This is a genomic window from Kitasatospora sp. NPDC001683, assembly GCF_053596495.1.
Window position 1 is genome coordinate 15,836 of the sequence record NZ_JBSFGK010000068.1, and the last position, 17,144, is coordinate 32,979.

At 74.4% G+C, this 17,144-nt stretch carries 12 protein-coding genes; 4 read left to right on the forward strand and 8 right to left on the reverse strand.

The window, feature by feature from the left end; genetic code table 11:
- Positions 1–344: 344 nt before the first annotated feature.
- The gene (locus tag ACWCYO_RS29380) at positions 345–1,748 is read left to right on the forward strand and encodes an APC family permease (RefSeq protein ID WP_270146914.1); all 1,404 of its coding nucleotides are present in this window, start codon (positions 345–347) and stop codon (positions 1,746–1,748) included.
- An 81-nt stretch (positions 1,749–1,829) separates the two neighbouring features.
- Here ACWCYO_RS29380 and ACWCYO_RS29385 read toward each other — a convergent pair whose 3' ends face one another.
- The 6 genes from ACWCYO_RS29385 to ACWCYO_RS29410 form a co-directional block, all read right to left on the reverse strand.
- Positions 1,830–3,083, reverse strand: a complete 1,254-nt coding sequence (locus tag ACWCYO_RS29385) for a hypothetical protein (RefSeq protein WP_449785890.1) — start codon at positions 3,081–3,083, stop codon at positions 1,830–1,832.
- 65 nt (positions 3,084–3,148) lie between these two features.
- A complete protein-coding gene (locus tag ACWCYO_RS29390) occupies positions 3,149–3,691 on the reverse strand; it encodes a SigE family RNA polymerase sigma factor (RefSeq protein WP_270146912.1) in 543 nt (180 codons plus the stop codon).
- A 121-nt stretch (positions 3,692–3,812) separates the two neighbouring features.
- A complete protein-coding gene (locus ACWCYO_RS29395) occupies positions 3,813–5,090 on the reverse strand; it encodes a S8 family serine peptidase (protein ID WP_270146911.1) in 1,278 nt (425 codons plus the stop codon).
- A 106-nt stretch (positions 5,091–5,196) separates the two neighbouring features.
- A complete protein-coding gene (locus tag ACWCYO_RS29400) occupies positions 5,197–5,490 on the reverse strand; it encodes a WXG100 family type VII secretion target (RefSeq protein WP_270146910.1) in 294 nt (97 codons plus the stop codon).
- Positions 5,491–5,592: 102 nt separating this feature from the next.
- Positions 5,593–5,895 carry a WXG100 family type VII secretion target gene (locus ACWCYO_RS29405; protein ID WP_270146909.1) on the reverse strand — a complete coding sequence of 101 codons (303 nt, stop codon included), beginning with the start codon at positions 5,893–5,895 and terminating at the stop codon, positions 5,593–5,595.
- A 182-nt stretch (positions 5,896–6,077) separates the two neighbouring features.
- Positions 6,078–7,781 carry a type VII secretion protein EccB gene (locus ACWCYO_RS29410; protein WP_270146908.1) on the reverse strand — a complete coding sequence of 568 codons (1,704 nt, stop codon included), beginning with the start codon at positions 7,779–7,781 and terminating at the stop codon, positions 6,078–6,080.
- A gap of 201 nt (positions 7,782–7,982) precedes the next feature.
- Here ACWCYO_RS29410 and eccE point away from each other — a divergent pair, with 201 nt between their 5' ends.
- The 3 genes from eccE to ACWCYO_RS29425 all read left to right on the forward strand — a co-directional run bounded on the left by eccE (position 7,983) and on the right by ACWCYO_RS29425 (position 12,473).
- Positions 7,983–9,389: a type VII secretion protein EccE gene (gene eccE / locus ACWCYO_RS29415; protein WP_449785891.1), complete on the forward strand. Its 1,407-nt coding sequence runs from the start codon at positions 7,983–7,985 to the stop codon at positions 9,387–9,389.
- Complete coding sequence (locus ACWCYO_RS29420) at positions 9,389–10,156, forward strand: hypothetical protein (RefSeq protein WP_270146906.1); 768 nt, start codon at positions 9,389–9,391, stop codon at positions 10,154–10,156. The genes eccE and ACWCYO_RS29420 overlap by 1 nt, the downstream gene beginning before the upstream one ends.
- Positions 10,157–10,286: 130 nt before the next feature.
- The gene (locus ACWCYO_RS29425; RefSeq protein ID WP_449785892.1) at positions 10,287–12,473 is read left to right on the forward strand and encodes a nucleotide-binding protein; all 2,187 of its coding nucleotides are present in this window, start codon (positions 10,287–10,289) and stop codon (positions 12,471–12,473) included.
- Positions 12,474–12,547: 74 nt separating this feature from the next.
- Here the strand turns inward: ACWCYO_RS29425 and ACWCYO_RS29430 are convergent, their stop codons facing one another.
- Positions 12,548–13,492: a bifunctional riboflavin kinase/FAD synthetase gene (locus ACWCYO_RS29430; RefSeq protein WP_270146903.1), complete on the reverse strand. Its 945-nt coding sequence runs from the start codon at positions 13,490–13,492 to the stop codon at positions 12,548–12,550.
- A 65-nt stretch (positions 13,493–13,557) separates the two neighbouring features.
- Positions 13,558–17,130, reverse strand: a complete 3,573-nt coding sequence (locus tag ACWCYO_RS29435) for a serine protease (protein WP_449785893.1) — start codon at positions 17,128–17,130, stop codon at positions 13,558–13,560.
- Positions 17,131–17,144 lie beyond the last annotated feature (14 nt).

The following is a 17,144-nucleotide window of genomic DNA, read 5'->3' on the forward strand; positions in this document are numbered from 1 at the left end:
CCGGGAAGTTGCCGCAGCACTCGAAGCCGTCTGAGCGTATTGGCGCCGGACCAGGGCGTCACCTTTGAATAATGGGCCGCAATGTGCCGTTCACCTTTGATTCATGCCCTCTGAAGCCAAAGTAACAAGTCGGACATACAGCCCGGTGGCCGGTAAGTGATCATCGGATCGCATGTTTATGCGGTTGGCCGCAACGGATTCCGAAGCAGTTCCGGCGTTGACGCAGTCAATACGCCCAAGGTTCCATTGCGGCCCGGGAGCGACCGGACCAGTCCCGAGCAGCCCAGTCAGCGGAGGCGATACCGCTCCCATCCCAGGACCGCACAGAGCCGATCGGAATCGACATGCCCGACACGCTTCGCCCGCCACAGACCGTAACCGCCACGGCGGACGGGGCAGCCGCGCCCCAGCAGCTCAAGCGCTCGATCGGCGTCGTGGGCGGCACCCTGCTCACGCTGTCCTGCGTCACGCCCGCGTCGACGCTCTTCGTGATCGTGCCGCAGCTGTTCTCCAGCATCGGCAGCGCCACCGCGCTGGCCATCGCCATCGGCTCGGTGCTCTGCATCGCGGTCGCGTTCTGCTACTCCGAGCTCGGCACCCTGATCCCCAGCGCCGGCGGCGAGTACGCGATGGTCGGCACCCTGGCCGGACGGCTCGCGGGCTGGCTGGTCTTCATCCAGTCGCTCATCGTGGTGATGATCGTCCCCTCGGTCATCGCGCTCGGCACCGCCGACTACCTCGCGCCCGTCCTGCACGTCGACAAGGCGATCGCCGGCGCCGCCGTGATGCTGGCCGCCACCCTGGCCGGCCTGCTCGACCTGCGCGCCAACGCCTGGATCACCGGCATCTTCCTGGTCCTGGAGGTCATCGCGGCCGGCGTGGTCTCAGTGCTCGGCTTCGCCCACACCAACGCCCAGCACCCGAGCCTGCTGCACGGCCTGGTCTCCACCGACGGCGGCGCCGCCAGCCCGGTCCGCATCGGCGCCATCATCGGCGCGCTCGGCATCGCCCTGTTCGCCACCCAGGGCTTCTCCACCGCCGTCTACCTGTCCGAGGAGCTGGAGAACCCCCGCCGCACCGTCTCCCGCACCGTGCTGTGGACCCTCGGCCTCTCCAGCGCCATCATCCTGATCCCAGTCGCCGCCATCACCATGGGCGCCCCCGACCTGCAGACCCTGACCTCCGGCGACATCTCCGGCATGGTCACCGCCTGGAGCAACTCCGCGGTCGGCACCTTCATCAGCCTCTGCATCGCGCTGGCCATCATCAACGCCGGCATCGTCATGGTCATCCAGAACTCCCGGGTGCTGTTCGCCTCCGCCCGCGACAAGGCCTGGCCCGAGCCGGTCAACAAGGCCTTCGGCACCCTCGGCCGCTTCGGCTCCCCGTGGATCGCCACCCTGGCGGTCGGCCTGCCCGGCGCCGCGCTCTGCTTCGTCAAGGGCGAGCTGCTCAGCAACATCACCGGCGTCGCCGTCACCGCGATGTACCTGCTGGTCGCGATCGCCTCGCTGCTCTCCCGCCGCGGCCACCACAAGCACGCCGCCGCCTGGCGGATGCCGCTGTGGCCGGCCGTTCCGGTGCTGCTGATCGTCGTCCTGGTCTACGTGATGACCCAGCTGGACGCCGAGCCCCTGCTGTGGACCGGCGGCATCACCGCCGCCGCCACCCTCTACTGGCTGTTCTACCTGCGTCCCCGGCAGGCCACCCGCTGGGTGATCAGCCTCCCCGAGGACCAGCGGGACTGACCCCCGATCCCCCACCCCTCCCCCACACGGCGGTGCCCCGGGCTCTCCTCAGAGCCCGGGGCACCGCCACGTCCGTGACCGCTACTTCTTGATCTTCCACTCCGGGCTGGCGGCGATCGCCTTCAGCTGGTCCAGGCTCAGCAGCGGCTTGCCCGTCGGTCCCTGGCCGGCCAGGATGCGCAGGTCGCCCCGCAGGACGTCCGCCATCGGCTGGCCCTTCGGATTGGGCGTCCCCGGGCCGTAGAGCTTGAGCAGGCCCCCCTCGGGCAGGACCGTCGCGCCCTCGAACATCTTCTCCGTCTGGTCGCCCGGCTGGCGCACCAGCTTCTGCACCCGCAGGACCAGCGATCCCGTGGTTCCGCCCTGGGTGAGCTGGACGTCGGCGAAGGTCTCGTTGCCGTCGATCTTGCTGACTGTCACCCCGGCGGGCAGCAACTTGGCCAGGATCGCCTGGCGGTCCTGCAGGGACAGACCGGTGTCGGTGGCCGCAGGGTCGACGCCGTCGGGCTGGACCCCCGCGACGATCCGGTCCCAGGACTTGTCGGTGACGATCGCCCGGAGCTGGTCCAGGGTGAGCGGCGGGTTGGGACGGCTGACCGACGCGCCCTTCTCCTGCGCCGAGTTCCACTCGCTGAGGTTGATCTCCCGGCCGTCCGGCCCGGTCAGCGACGCCATCCACTCCTTGGTGTCGGCGCGGTGGTCCGGGTACTCGTAGCCCTCGCTGAGGAACAGCTTGGAGCCGTCCGCCAGAGTGGTGACCGAGCAGGCGTCGATCCGGTTGATCTTGGCGTCCGGGCAGGAGCGCTCCTGGGCCTGGCCCTTGCGGTGCTTCTGCACCCCGACCATGAGCTGCGACTTGCCGGCGCCGTCGTCGAACACCAGCTGGGCGCCCGCGAAGGTGGGCATGGAGCCGTTGCTGCCCCGGCCGCTCGCATCGGTGATCTCGCCCTTGGGCAGCAGGGCCTTGAAGGTGGCCAGCACCTCGTCGCCGGTGACCGCCGCGGCGGCGGTGGCGGTCGGGGTGGGCGTACCGGCGCCGGCGGAGGCCGGGGTCAGCGCGACACCGGTGGAGGCGGCGGGGGCCGCGGCCACCGTGGCCGTGCCGCCGGACGTCGAACCGTTGCCGGTCAGGTACACCGCGCCGGTGCCCACCAGGGCCAGCGCGGCGGCACCGCCCACCACCGCGGCGGTCGAACGGCGGCGCCAGCGGCGGCGGCCGCGCTGGTACCCGCCCGCGACCAGCCCGGCCTGGTCGGCCTGGTCGGGGCGGAAACCCTCACCGGTACGGGTGAGGGCGTAGAGAAGATCGTCTTCGAACTTGTCCGGCTCGGACATGGCGGATCACCGTCTCCTTGCGTCGCGGAAGGGCCAGAAGTGGTCAGCGGGTGGTGCGGAGGACGTCAGCGGACGGCGAGTTCGGCCAGCGAGTCGCCGAGCAGGGTGCGCAGCCGGGCCAGCGCCCGGGTGGTCCTGGTCCGGACCGCACCGGAGGACAGCCGCAGCACCTCGGCGGTCTCCTCGACGCTGCGGTCCTCCCAGTAGCGCAGCACCAGCACGGCCCGGTCCTTGGCCGGCATCCGCCCGAGCGCGTCGAGCAGGGTCAGCCGCAGACTGCTGTCCGCGTCGTGCCCCTCCCGCTCCGGCAGGCTCTCGCTCGGGCGCTCGCCACTGGAACGGCGGCGCTGCTGGGCGAGGAAGGTGCGCACCATCACCGTGTGGGTGTAGGCCGCCGGGTTCTCGATCCGGTGCCGGCCGCCCGTGAAGGCGCTGCGCCGCCAGAGCACGTACATCCGGCTGAGGGCCTCCTGCACGAGGTCCTCCGCGTAGTGGGTGTCGCCGCTGGTGAGCAGGCAGGCCGAGCGGTAGAGGTGGCCGGTGCGGCTGGAGACGAGCTCCAGGAACTCGGCGTCCTTGGCCTCGCGGCCGCCCCCGATCCACCCCATCGCCCGCCGCTCCCCCGCGTCCGTGTGCCCCTGACACCTGATGGATGCGGTGAGCGGGCGCCGGTGTTACAGGTGTTTCACGGGTTTTTCCCGAACACCTCTCGGACGCGTGTCAGGCGCATCACGCCTGTCGGTCGGCGGACTTGCGGCGGTGGTCGCGCAGCACGACTCCTCCGCCGATCAGCAGGGCGACCAGCAGCGCGCCGACGCCGACCACGTATGTGGCGGTACGGCCGTCGCGGTCCGCCTGGGTCTCGCCGAGGCCGACCGGCGCCGGCACGATCGGTGCTGCGGCCAGCCGCACCGGGGCGTCCGGGGCGGGGGCGGACGGCGGGTTCTCGGGCGCCTTGGTGACGGCCTTGACCGGGTCAACCACGCCCCAGCCGATGAACTGGTTGGGGCCGGGCTCGGTGCGCTGGGCGGTCTGCTCGATCCAGGCCCGCACCTGGGCCGGCGTCCACTTCGGGTGCGCGCCGAGCAGCAGCGCGGCCAGCCCGGAGACGTACGGGGCGGCGAAGCTGGTGCCGTTGTCCACGCACTGGCCGCCGCCGGGCACCGTGGAGAGCATCTCGACGCCGGGCGCGGCGACCTTCACGAAGGAGCCGTACTGGGAGAACGGCGCGCGCTCGTTGTTGCGGTCGGAGGCGCCCACGGACAGCACGGTCGGGAAGGCGCCCGGGTAGGTGTCGCCCTCCTTGCCGTCGTTGCCACTGGAGGCGACCACCACGATGCCGGCGTTCTCGGCGTCCTGGATCGCGGTCTTCAGCTCCTGGTAGCCGCCGAAGTGGGCGTCGCCCGCGCCGCGTACGTCCTGGGAGATGTTGATGACCCTGATCAGGGACTTGTTCGGGTCCTTGGTCTTGAGGACGTCGTTGTCGTACTTGACGACGTCGCTGATGGCCGCCGCGAGGCTGGCGACGTCGCCGTTGCCCTCGCTGTCGTTCTGCCGGATGGCGTAGATCTGGGCGTCGGGTGCCAGTCCGACGAAACCGGTCCGGTCGCTGCGGCGAGCGGCGATGATGCCGGCCACCTTGGTGCCGTGGCCGACCGTGTCGTTCTTCGAGGTGCCGTCGACCAGTTTGTTGTTCTGCTTGTCGAACAGCAGGCTGGGGCCCTGCACCACCTTGCCGGCCAGCTGCGCGTTGTTGTCGTCCACCCCGGTGTCGATGACGGCGACCGTCACGTCCTTGCCGGTGGTCGCCCCGCCCTGCCACAACTCGTCCAACAGCAGCCGCTGCAGCGACCAGGGCACGGTCTGCACGTCGGGCGCAGGCTTGGGGCAGTCACCGGCGGAGGCCAGCCCGGGCCCGTCCGCGTACGCCGGGGCGGCCAGCGGACCGCCCAGCACCGCGAGCGCGGCCAGCGCCGCGGCCGTCCTACGGAACCCGCCTCCGGACACCCTGCCACCCCTCATGTTCTCCACCCCGTGCCGCGCCACGCGCCGAAGGGCGGGTGCCCGGAAACCCGGGTACCCGCCCTGTCGTTCCCGTCCCGGGAACGGTCGATCAGCCCTGCCAGAGACCGGCGTTCTTCTTCTCGGTCTGCTGGTAGCTCTGCGCGGCGCTCTCCAGCGAGCCGGAGATCTTGGCGCAGGTGTCCTTCAGGTTCTGGGCGGCCGAGTCCCACTTGGCCTGCTGGGCGTTGTAGCCCTGCTGGGCCTGGCCCTGCCAGCCGTGGGAGATCTTGGTGACCTCCTTGCGCAGTTCGGACAGCATGTGCTCGATCCGGTTGGCCGAGTTCTGCACGTCCTGCGAGGCCTGGTGCAGGGTCTGGAAGTTGACGAGGATGTGGTCGGACACGATGTCTCCCTTGACGAGGATGCGGAGCACCCGGCGCTCAGCCGCGGGCGCCCCGGCGGGCGGAAGGTCGGAGCAGAGCGTTGATCAGCGCGGAAGCGATGATCAGCCCTGGGGGCCGAACAGCGCCTTCTGCTCCTCTTCGGCACTCGCGTAGTGCTTGGTGGTCAGCTCGATCGCGTGCTTGATCGCGGTCAGCGATTCCTTCAGCTTCTTGACGTCGTCGTTGACCTGAGTCTGCAGGGTCTTGTAGGCCTCCGCCGCCTGACCCTTCCAGCCACTGGTGATGTTGTCGACCGTCGTCTGAAGCGCACTGCGCTCCTGCTCGATCTGGCCGATCGCCTCCTCGATCTTCCCGGCGAAGGCCGTCATCTCCTGTGCGGTCACCGTGAACTGGCCGTCACTCATGCTCCACCATCCCCCATGAGACAAACAATTGTGTGTACGGAGGGCCCCAGGGCCCTGCCGCCGCATCACCCGTGTGATGTCCAGCAGCACTGTAGTCGGCACACGCAACTCGCCCAACATCGAGCGCTGAGTAGTTACCAGACCATGACACTGGGGCCAATTCCGTTGCCGGGCTTGGCCGGTCAGGCGTTCTGCGGCTGCGCGGCGCTCTTCGCGGTCAGCGGCGGACCGGCCGGGACCAGGTTGGACCACTCCTTCGGTACCGGCAGCGGCTGGACGTTCTGGTAACCCAATCGTGCCTGGTTTCCGCCGGGTTGGTCGTCCGGGTTCTGGGTCGGCTGGTCCCCGGAACCGGGGTTCGAGGTGCTCTGCTGCGGGGCCGGCGTCTTCGCGGCGCCGCTCGCACCCGCCGACGGGCTCGGACCGCGACCGCCGTCACCGTTGGCCGGGACGGAGTAGCGCAGCCCGGTCTCGGTGATCAGGAAGTCGGTGCCGGAGCCGGCGGCCGCGTTGGCACCGGGCTGGTTGCCGCCGCCCGCGTTGTCCACCGCCCGGTAGAACAGGCCGTGCCCGGGCGTCACGTACGCCGCGCCCGCGCCGTTGTTGTACGCCGCCGGGTAGGACGTCCCCGCCCAGACGCTGCGCTTGGGCGTGCGGCCGTCCTCGGACATGCCGTCGAAGGTGCTGCAGACGACCAGCCGGGCGTCCTGGCGGTCCTGCCAGTTGTTCACCGGCGCCGCGGACTTCAGCGGCCAGTCGTCCGCGGTGCCCGGCAGCTTCACGTCGGTGTTGAACCTGGACTGGTCCTCCGGCGTCATGTCGTCGCTGCGCGGCCGCTTGTCCTGGTCGTACTTGTAGAGCACCTGGTAGGCCGGGTTCTGCCGGATCAGCTCCGCCTGGAACGGGGTGATCAGGAAGAGGCCGTCCTTGCCGACCACGTAGTTGCGGTCCTGGTAGTGCACCAGCCGGCCGATCCGGCGGTCCGCCGCGTTGCCCAGCGCCACACTGGAGTTGGGACCCTGACTGTCGGTCATCCCCTTGACGTCCGGGAAGGTGATCGGACTGGCGTTCACCAGGGTGTCCAGCCACTCCCGCTTGACCCGCTGCGGCACCGCGTTGGGCCCGAACACCGCGGTGATCAGCGCCTTGCGCTCCTTGTCGTCCGACTGCGGGCCGATGACGTGCTTGCGGCCCTGCGCGTCGACCAGGAACACCGCCGCGGCGCCCGCGGCCGACTGGCCCGAGCCCGAGGTGGTCGAGACCTGCTGCTCGTCCGCCTGCTGCACCAGCATCAGCTGGTCCGGGCCGAGCATCCGGTCCTTGGCCGACAGCGCCGCCGCGTCCGGGCCGGCCGCCACGAACACCGCCTGGTTGACGGTCTCCTGCTTGTCGTCCGAGCCCGGCCGGTCGCAGACCGCCCACTTCATCGGCTGGCTCGCGTTGTCCTTGCTGGGCAACTTGTCCGGGGCGTACGGGATCCCGATGGTCGGGCCGTGGTTGGGGTAGCGGTCCAGCACCCCGTCGTCCACCACCACGACCTTGGCGTCCGCCGGCAGCACCAGCCTCGCCGAGGACATGTTGAGCACCTGGTGCAGCCGCTTGGTCTTGCCGTCCGGATCGGTCAGCACCACGTAGCGGGTGGTCGACTGCTTGCCCTGGATGATGTTCTTGCCGCTGTCCCACTGCAGCGGAGCGGCGGGCTTGAACACCCCCCAGAGCCCGAACCCGGCCACCACCACCGCCCCGACCAGCACGCTCGGCAGCACCGCCTTCACCGGGCGCGGCGCGTCCTCGTCACTGCCGCCCCCGGAGGGCAGCAGGAACGCCCCCACCGTGCGTTTGCGGGCGAAGGTGTACGCGTTCAGCTCGTCCCGGCGCGATGCCATCCTCGTCGTCCCCCTCTGTCAGACGTGTGCCAGACGTGGTCGGCCTCCCGTCGGTCCGACCGTCCCCGTGGTCCGCACCCGCCGGGCGGGATCCGGCTCGAACCCTCTACGATGCGGCAGCAGACGGTGAGTACGGTACGGGTACGGTCCGCGAACCAGCCAGCCGGGCCGTGACAACGGATCAGAGAGGGCCACCGGGGGATGCCAAGCCAGACCGCTCCAGAACGCCGCGGCAGCGCGGGCGGCGGAAGGTCGCGCCGGTCCGGACGGGCCCGACGCGGCGGCCCGCCCGTCGAGGCCACGGCCGTCCGCCCGCCGACGGGGGCCGGCGCCGGCGGCGCCGTCCAGGTCCGCGTCAACCCCCGACCCGGGCTGCTCGGCGGCCGGTTGAAGCTCCAGCAGCTGGTCCTGGTCGAGGTCGCGGCCGCCCTGGTCGCGGTCGGCTGGACGATCAGCCGCCCGGCCGCGGCCGGCTTCGGCGCGGTCTCGCTGGTGCTGTTGGTGCTGGCGGTCGTCCCGCTGCGCGGCCGCACCATCCCGGAGCTGCTGCGGGTGCGCTCGGCCCTCAAGTCCCGCCGCAAGCAGGCGAAGTCGCTGCTGCCGCCGCCCGGCACCGACCCCGCGCTGGCGCCCGCGCTGGAACTCGAGCCCGGGCTGCGCACCTGCACCCACGCCACCGAGGCCGACTTCGGCGGCCGCCCGGTCCGCCGGGAGACCGGCATGGTCGGCGACGGCACCTTCCTCAGCTCGGTGCTGCTCGTCCAGGCCAAGGACCAGCCGCTGCGCCCGGTACGCACCGCGCTGCCGCTGCCGCTGGACGTGATCTGCTCGGCGCTCACCGTGGACGACGTCACCCTGGAGTCGGTGCAGCTGGTCCAGCACACCCAGCCCGCGCCGGCCCCGCACCTGCCCGAGCAGTCGCTGGCCGCCCGCGCCTACCGCGAGCTGCCGGACGGCACCTCCACCCCCGGACTGCGGCTGACCTGGGTCGCCCTCAAGCTCGACCCGGAGCGCGCGGCCAGCGCCGTCCGGGCCCGCGGCGGCGGCGAGGAGGGCGCCCGCAAGGCGCTGCAGCGGGTGACCGACCAGCTGGCCGGGCGGCTCAACAGCGCCGGGTTCAACGCCACCGTGCTGGACGAGCGCGAACTGATCGCCGCCCTGGCCATCGCCACCTGTGCCAACCCGATCGCGGTCGCCGGGCGCCAGGGCACCGGCAGCGGCGGCGGCACCACCCGCCGCACCCAGGAGGGCAACCGCTTCTGGCGGATCGACGACCGCTGGCACAGCACCTACTGGATCTCCCGCTGGCCGCAGCTCAGCCGCCCCGGCGGCGCGCCCGGCCGGATCGGCGCACCGGACCTGGTCAACCTGATCACCGGCTCCCCCGCGCTGGCCAGCACCTTCAGCCTCACCGCCGGGCACGGCACCGGCGGCTCGGTGACCGTCAGCGGGCACCTGCGGGTGACCGGGCGCAGCGAGAGCGAGGTCGGTCAGGTCGGCCGCCAGGTGGAGGCACGGGCGCAGAGCGCCGGCCTCGGCCTGGTCCGGCTCGACCTCGAGCAGGCCCCCGGCATGCTCGCCACCCTGCCGCTGGGAGGAGCGTCCTGATGGCGTACCAGACCTATCCGGCCCCCGGCCCGCAGCCCGGCGCCGAGCAGCGGCGGACCCGGCCGCGGATCCTGCCCGGCTTCGGGCTGCGCGGACCGCGCCGGGAGAAGCACGTGCTGGAGGCCGCCGACCTCGGTGCGCTGGCCTTCCCGGTCGGCGACGACGGCGTGGTGATCGGCGTCGACCCGCAGGGACTGCCCGCGGTGCTCGGCCTGTTCCGCCCCAGCTCGTACGACCTGGTGCTGGTCGGCGGCATCTGGACGGCGCAGGTCATCGCGCTGCGGGCGGCCGCGATCGGCGCCCGGGTCGCGGTCGAGACCGCCCGCGGCCAACTCTGGGGCCCGATGGCGCAGGCCGCCGGCGGCGGCCAGCCGTGCGTGACCGTCCACCAGGTCGGACGGCTCGGCCCGCAAGGCGCCTCGGTGGCCTCGCCGGTCCTGGTGGTGCGCGACCTCGGCGCCCGTCCGCCGCGCAGCCGGCTCTCCGCCGCGCCCTGGCAGACCACCCTGACCCTGCTGCCCTACCTGGGACCGAACGCCTCCCGGGTGCTCAACGCGGCCGACCTGGTCGGCGTGCAGCGGATCTCCCCGCAGGAGGCGGAGCTGACCGGCCGGGTGCTGTCCCTCCCGCCGGAGGACGTGGCCGCGCTGCCCACCCTCGGCGACGACCTCACCCTGTGGGCCACCCGGATGCGGCGTCAGTACGTCCGGGCGGTGGCCGGGCAGGCCGAACAGCAGGTGCTCGGAGGCCCGCGCCGGATGGACTGAGGGGCGCTTCCGGGCCGGTCGATCCCGGTCCGGAACCGAAGCCGCCTTCAACCGGGGCAGCCGAACGGCCTAGTCTTTGTTGCGGCAACGGCACCGCTGAACAAGCGGCGGCGAACACGAGGGAGCCCTAGTGAGCAGCGATCGGGACGGCGTCTACGTCGGCGACAACGCGGCGGAGGACGACGACGACTGGTCCGACGCGCCCGATTACACTCCCCCGTCCTGGTACGTGCAGTCGGGGCCGGCGGCGACGCCCGCTGCCGGGCAGGCTCCCGCTGCCGAGCCGACGGCTCCTGTCCCTGGTCCGGCTCCGGCTCCGGCTGCGGCTGCGGCTGCGGCTGCGGCGGCCGACCAGGCGGTCGCGCCGGCGCCCGTGGCCCAGCCGCAGGCTCCGGTGCCCGCGCAGGTCCAGGCCCAGGCCCCTGCGCCGTCCCCGGCTCCGGTGCCCGCCCCGGCGGCCGAGCCGGGACCGGCGCCCGCACCGGTCCCGCCGGTGCCGCCCGTCCAGGCCGAGGCGCAGCACGTTCCGTTCCCGGTGGCGGCCCCAGCCCCGGCCCCGGCCCCGGCCGTGACGCCGGAGCAGCCGCACGCCCCCGCAGCCGCGGCCTGGCCGCCGGCGGAGGTACCGGCGCAACCGCAGCCGTACCCGGCGCACGTGGCGACGCCGCAGCCGGCGCAGCCCGTACCGCCGCAGAACCTCGCGCAGCCGCCGGCCCAGCCGGTGCCGGCCCAGAACCCCGCGGCGCCGCACGACCCGCAGCCCGGGTGGGACCCGCAGGCCGCCTGGGCCGCCCAACCCCAGCCGGGCCAGCCCGCGCAGTCCGTCCAGCCGCACCCGCAGCCGCAGCCCGCGCAGCCCCAGCCGCAGTCCGGTCCGGTGGACCCGCGCCAGGGCGGCTGGCCGCAGCCCGGCGCCTACCAGCCGCCGACCGCGCCCCAGCCCGTCCAGCCCGTCCAGCCGGGCCAGCCCGTCCAGCCGCAGCAGCCCGGCCCCGCGCAGCCCTGGCCGCCGCAGGGCGCCGCCGCGCCGCCGCCCGCCGCGTTCCAGCAGGCCGCCGCCCCGCAGCAGACCGCGCACGGCGCCCCGCTCGGCTACACCGCCGCCGTCGAGCTGTCCTCGGACCGGCTGCTGCGCAGCCAGCCCAAGCAGCAGCGCCAGCAGCCGCGGTTCCAGTTCGGCGGCAAGGCCGCTGCGGCCGAGAAGGCCCGCAAGCTGGAGATCATCCGCACCCCGGTGCTGAGCTGCTACCGGATCGCCGTGATCAGCCTCAAGGGCGGCGTCGGCAAGACCACGACCACCACCGCGCTCGGCGCGACCCTGGCCAGCGAGCGCCAGGACAAGGTGATCGCGATCGACGCCAACCCGGACGCCGGCACCCTGGGCCGCCGGGTCAAGCGCCAGACCGGCGCGACCATCCGCGACCTGGTGACGGCGATCCCGCACCTGCGCAGCTACATGGACATCCGTCAGTTCACCTCGCAGGACCTGAACTCGGGCCTGGAGATCCTGGCGAACGACGTCGACCCGGCCGTCTCGACCACGTTCAACGACTCGGACTACCGCCAGGTCATCGAGGTGCTGGGCCGCCAGTACCCGATCATCCTGACCGACTCCGGCACCGGTCTGCTGTACAGCGCGATGCGCGGGGTGCTGGACCTCGCCGACCAGCTGATCATCGTCTCCACCCCGAGCGTGGACGGTGCCTCCAGCGCCTCGACCACGCTGGACTGGCTCTCCGCACACGGCTACGCCGACCTGGTGCAGCGCAGCATCACGGTGGTCTCCGGGGTGCGCGAGACCAGCAAGATGATCAAGATCGAGGACATCGTCGCGCACTTCCAGACCCGCTGCCGCGGCGTGGTCGTGGTGCCCTTCGACGAGAGCCTGGCGGCCGGTGCCGAGGTCAACCTCGACATGATGCGGCCCAAGGTCCGCGAGGCGTACTTCGAGCTGGCCACCCTGGTCGGCGAGGACATCGTCCGGGCCCAGCAGGCGGCCGCCCAACAGGGCGGCTGGCAGCAGCAGGCGCAGACCGCCCACCAGCCGCAGCCGGGCCAGCCCCAGCCGTACGCCGACCCGCAGCAGGCCCCCCAGCCCGCGCCCGGCGCGCCGTGGGGGGCGCAGCCCGGCCAGCCCGCGCCCCCGTCCGGCTACGGCTGGCCGCAGCCCCAGCAGCAGCCACCGCCGCAGGGAACTCTGCGGCCCGGGTACGACTACGACTGCCTGGCGTACTCCGATCCGCAGCAGCAGGCCCCCCAGCCCCCGCCGCCGCCCGGCTACGGCTACCCGCACCCGCAGCAGCCGCCCCAGCAGTAGGACGACGGAGGGCCCGCCGACCAGGAGTCGGCGGGCCCTCGGCCGCGGTGCCGGACGAAAGCCGGCGCCGGTCGTCAGACGGCGTCGGTCAGCTCACGCGCGCGCTTCACGTCGTCGGCCATCCGGTCCAGCAGCGCCTCGATGGAGTCGAACTTCTCCATCCCGCGCAGGTAGGCCAGGAAGTCCACGGCCACGTGCAGCCCGTACAGGTCCAGGCCGACCCGGTCGATGGCGTACGCCTCGACGGTGCGGGCGGTGCCGTCGAAGGTCGGGTTGGTGCCGACCGAGATCGCCGCCGGCATCCGCTCGCCCTCGGCGGTCAGCCAGCCCGCGTACACGCCGTCGGCCGGGACTGCGCTGTGCGGCACGGTCTGCACGTTCGCGGTCGGGTAACCGAGCTCGCGGCCGCGCTGCGCGCCGCGCACCACCACGCCCTCGACCCGGTGCGGGCGGCCGAGCACCTCGTTGGCGCCGGTCATGTCCCCGGACTCGACCAGCCGGCGGGTCAGGCTGGAGGAGAACGGCTCGCCGTCCCCGGCGGTGCCGCACACCTGCAGGTCCACCACCTCGACCTGGAAGTCGTCCGCCCGGCCCAACTCGGTGAGCAGCGCGACGTCCCCGGCGGCCTTGTGCCCGAAGCGGAAGTTGGGGCCCTCGATGACGACCCGGGCGTGCAGCGCGTCCACCAGCACCTGCTGGACGAAGGTCTCCGGGGACTCCTTGGAGAACTCGGTGGTGAACGGCAGCACCAGTACCGCGTCCACGCCGAGTTCGGCGATCAGCTCGGCCCGGCGCGGGTGCGGCGCGAGCAGCGGCGGGTGGCTGCCCGGGCGGATCACCTCGCGCGGGTGCGGGTCGAAGGTCACCACGACCGTGGGGAGGCCGAGTTCGCGGGCCCGCTCGACCGCCCGCCCGATGATCAACTGGTGTCCGCGGTGCACCCCGTCGAACGAACCGATGGTGACGACGCTGCGTCCCCAGTCAGCGGGGATCTCCTCCAGGCCACGCCAGCGCTGCACCCGACTGCTCCTCGTTCCGTACGGTGCGTACCCTCGGTACGCTCAAACGCTCAAAACCCGAACCCCTATAGCGTGCCATGCGCCTGCCCCGGCTCAGGCACCGGAATGGGGGTTGAGCGCACCGGTGTGCGGAGGGCCCGCTCGGGGGCGGTCCGCTCGGCCTCGGCGGCGGCGTACTGCGGGTCCCGTCCGGCGGCCACCAGGGCCCGCATCCGGGCCAGCCGCGGGCCGTCGGGAGCGGTCGGGGCGGCGTCGCACGGCCACTGGGCGAGCAGCTGGGCGAAGGCCGCCGAGCGCCCGGCGCAGCGCACCAGCAGGTCGTCCGCGTCGGCCAGACCCGGGGTCGCCCGGGCCAGCACGGCGCGGGCCCGGGCGGGGTTCTCGGCCGCGCAGTGCTCGGCGAGGCCTTCCACCGCGGCGGTGAGCACCGCCCGGTCGGTCTCGGTGGCGAGCAGGGCGTCCAGCAGCTCGCAGCGCAGCGCGTCCGCCGCCGGATCGGCCACCGGGACGGACAGCACCTCGGCGAACGGCGCGCGGACCGCCGCCGCCCGGGCGGCCAGCGCGGCGCCGAGCAGCACCCGCAGCTCCAGCCGGTCGGCCGACCCGTCGATCGCGGCGCGGCGCAGGCGCCGGCCGAGGTAGTCGACGGCCACCGGCCCGGCCAGCGCCGGGTGCTGGCGCAGCAGCCGGGCGACCAGCTCGGCGCCCCGCCGGGCCGCCACCGGGTCGCGGGCGTCGGCGAGCACCCGCAGGGTCGCGGTGGTGGCCGCGCCGCCCGAGCCGGTCAGCCGGTCGGCGAGCGCGGCCAGGACGGGCTCCGGGTCGCTCTCCAGGGCCGGGGCCAGCGCGTCCGGGGTGAGGAAGGCGTCGCCGCCCGCCCGGTGCAGGGCGAGCGCGGCGTCCAGGTGCTCGGCCCTGGTCGCCGGGTCGCCGACCAGCAGGGCCAGGGCGGCGCCGTGCAGGCCCGGTTCGTCCTCGCGGGCGAGCAGGGTCAGCGCGCTGAAGCGCAGCAGTTCGACCCCGGCCCCGCCGGCGTACGGGGCCGTCCGCAGCCCGTGCACGGCGGCCGCGACGTGCCGTTCGGGCCGCCGGTCGTGGCTCCAGCGGTCCACCGCGCGGCAGAGCGCGGACGGCTCCTCGGCGGCGAGCACGGTGAGCAGCGCGTCCGCCCTCGGGTGCGCGGCGTCGGCCAGCGCGTCGGCCAACTCGTCCAGGGCCAGCCGGCGGTGGGCGTACAGCAGGTCCTGGGCGAGGTCGGCGACGCGCGAATCGGTCGTTTCGTCGAACCAGGCGCAGAGCAGTGGGAACACGGTGACCGGGTCGGCGCGCAGCCGCTCGGCCACCGCGCCGAGGAAGCGCTGCTCGGGGCCGTCGGCGGCCACCAGGCGGCGCAGCAGGGCGAGTTCGGCCTCGACGGGCAGGCCGAGGCCGCTCCAGAACGCCGGGCCGAAGCGGCTCAGCCCGCCGAGCGCCTCCACACCGCCCGCACCGCCCGCAGCGGCGGCCCGTTCGGCGATCCGGCGGGCCAACTGGTCGAGCAGCGCCCGGTGTTCGACCAGGTCGGGGCTGGCGGCGAGTCCGGCGGTGAGCAACCGGCCCGCCCACCAGGCGGGTTCGCTGCCCGGCGGGCGCAGGTCCAGCGCGCGCCAGATCCGGTGCAGCCACGGGTCCAGGGCGGGCGCGCCCCAGGTCTCGGCGACCCGGCGCAGCGCGGCGACGACCGGGCCGATCCGGTGCCGGGGGACGGCCGGTCCGGATCCCTCCGGGCCTGGCGGGGTGTCCTCGGCCTCCCCGAGCAGCAGTCGCAGCGCCGCGTCCAGGTCCAGGTGCCGACCCTGCAGCCAGTCGGCGAACTCCCCGTGGGCGAAGCGGAATCCGGACCCGGCGGGGACGAACAGCCCCTCGGCGAGCACCGCCGTCGCCCAGCCGCCGTCGACCGGGAAGAGCGCCTCGAAGGTCTCCCGGCGCAGTGCGCCCGGCTCCTCGCCGAGCATCCGCCGGGCCGCCTCGTGCACCCGTCCGGCCACCGCCGCCGCGAGCCGGCGCACCTGCCGCTGGCGCGGTCCGGCGGGCCGGGCGGCGCCCCGGCGGTGCGCGCCCGGGCGGCGCGCCCGGCCGTCCTCGGCCAGCCGCTGGGCCACCCGCAGGCAGCGCAGGTCCAGGTGGGCGCCGAACAGTTCGCTGCGCCGCGCGGGCCCGTCGTGCAGGCCCTGCGCCCACAGCTCCCCGGCCAGCCGGACGGCCAGCGGGTGCCGCGCGTCCTCGGCGGCGGTCGGCCGGCCCGGCGGCAGCCCGTAGCGGCGGCGCACCCGCTCGGCCGCCTCGGCGGGCAGCGGGCCGAGCCGTTGCCCGGCCAGGGTGGGCACACCGGGGCCGGCGCCGTCCATCCGGACGGTGGGGGCGCTGGCCAGGTCGCCGTCCGGTCCCGGTTCCGCCAGACGCGGGATGCCGTGGGCGCCGTTCCCCCAGGGCTCGGCCGCCAGCCGCTCCCAGACCTCCTCGCCGCAGGCGGCCAGCAGCCGCGCCCCGCAGCCGGTCAGCCACTGCCCGGCGCCGCGCAGCCAGCGCGGGTCCAGCTCGGCCGGGGCCTCCTCGGGGCCGTCCAGGACCACCAGCAGCGGCCGCCCGGCCGCCGCGCACAGGGCCGCCACCGGCTCGGGCGCGGGCGCCGGGACGCCGAGCCCGGCCGCGGCGGCGGCCAGCGCCCGCTCCACCGGTTCGGCGAGCGAGCGGTCCTCGGCCCGCAGGTCGGCGCCGCGCAGCCAGAGCGTGGGCAGCGGCCGGGCGCCGCCGGAGCGGCGGACGGCCAGCGCGGCCAGTTCGGTGGAGCGTCCGCTGCCGGGGGCGCCGACCAGGACGGTGACGGTCGCCTCCGGCTCGTCGGTGGCCGGCCCGTCCGGCCGGTCCACCCGGTCGGCGGCCAGCCCGGCCACCCGGTCCGGCCCGGCACCGGCGGCGGCCAGCTGGCCGGCGGTCAGCCGCAGCACCCCGGCCAGGTTCAGCGCCGGACCGTACCCGGGCACCGCCGCCGCGTTGCGCGCCAGCAGTCCCGCCAGCGCCTCGGCGACCACCGCGCCGCCCCCGGCCGGAACGGCCGCCAGCGCCCCGCCGTGCCGGGGGCCGCGCAGGGCGGGCGCGACCAGCGCCACCACCGCGCCGCTGCGGGTGTCCAGCACCGGCGAGCCGGCCGGCACCACGACCCCGCCCACCGCCGGCACGTCCAGCACCAGCACCCCGGCCAGCGCGTGCCCGCCGTACGTCGCACCGCTGACGCCCAGCAGCCCGCAGCGCAGCGCGACCGCCCGGCCGTCCTCGCCGGTGAGCGCGGGCAGCAGCACCTCGTGCCCGGCGCCCACCGCGGCCACCGGCAGCGGCGGCACCGGCAGCCCGCCGACGGCGTCGGTGCGCAGCAGGGCGAGCCCGTGCTCGGGCAGCGGCAGCACCGCGTCCGGGCCGAGCACCCGGGTCTGGCCGCCGGGGGTGTGCAGCACGACCCGGTCCAGGCCCGCCACGGCCTCGTGCGCGGTGAGCACGCCGCCCTGCGGGTCGGCGACGAACCCTAAGCCGTGCAGCCGCCCGTTGAGGTCGCGGATCCGCAGCAGGTGCCGCCCCGGATCGCCCTCCGCAAACCCCGGCATGGATGCCCCCTCGA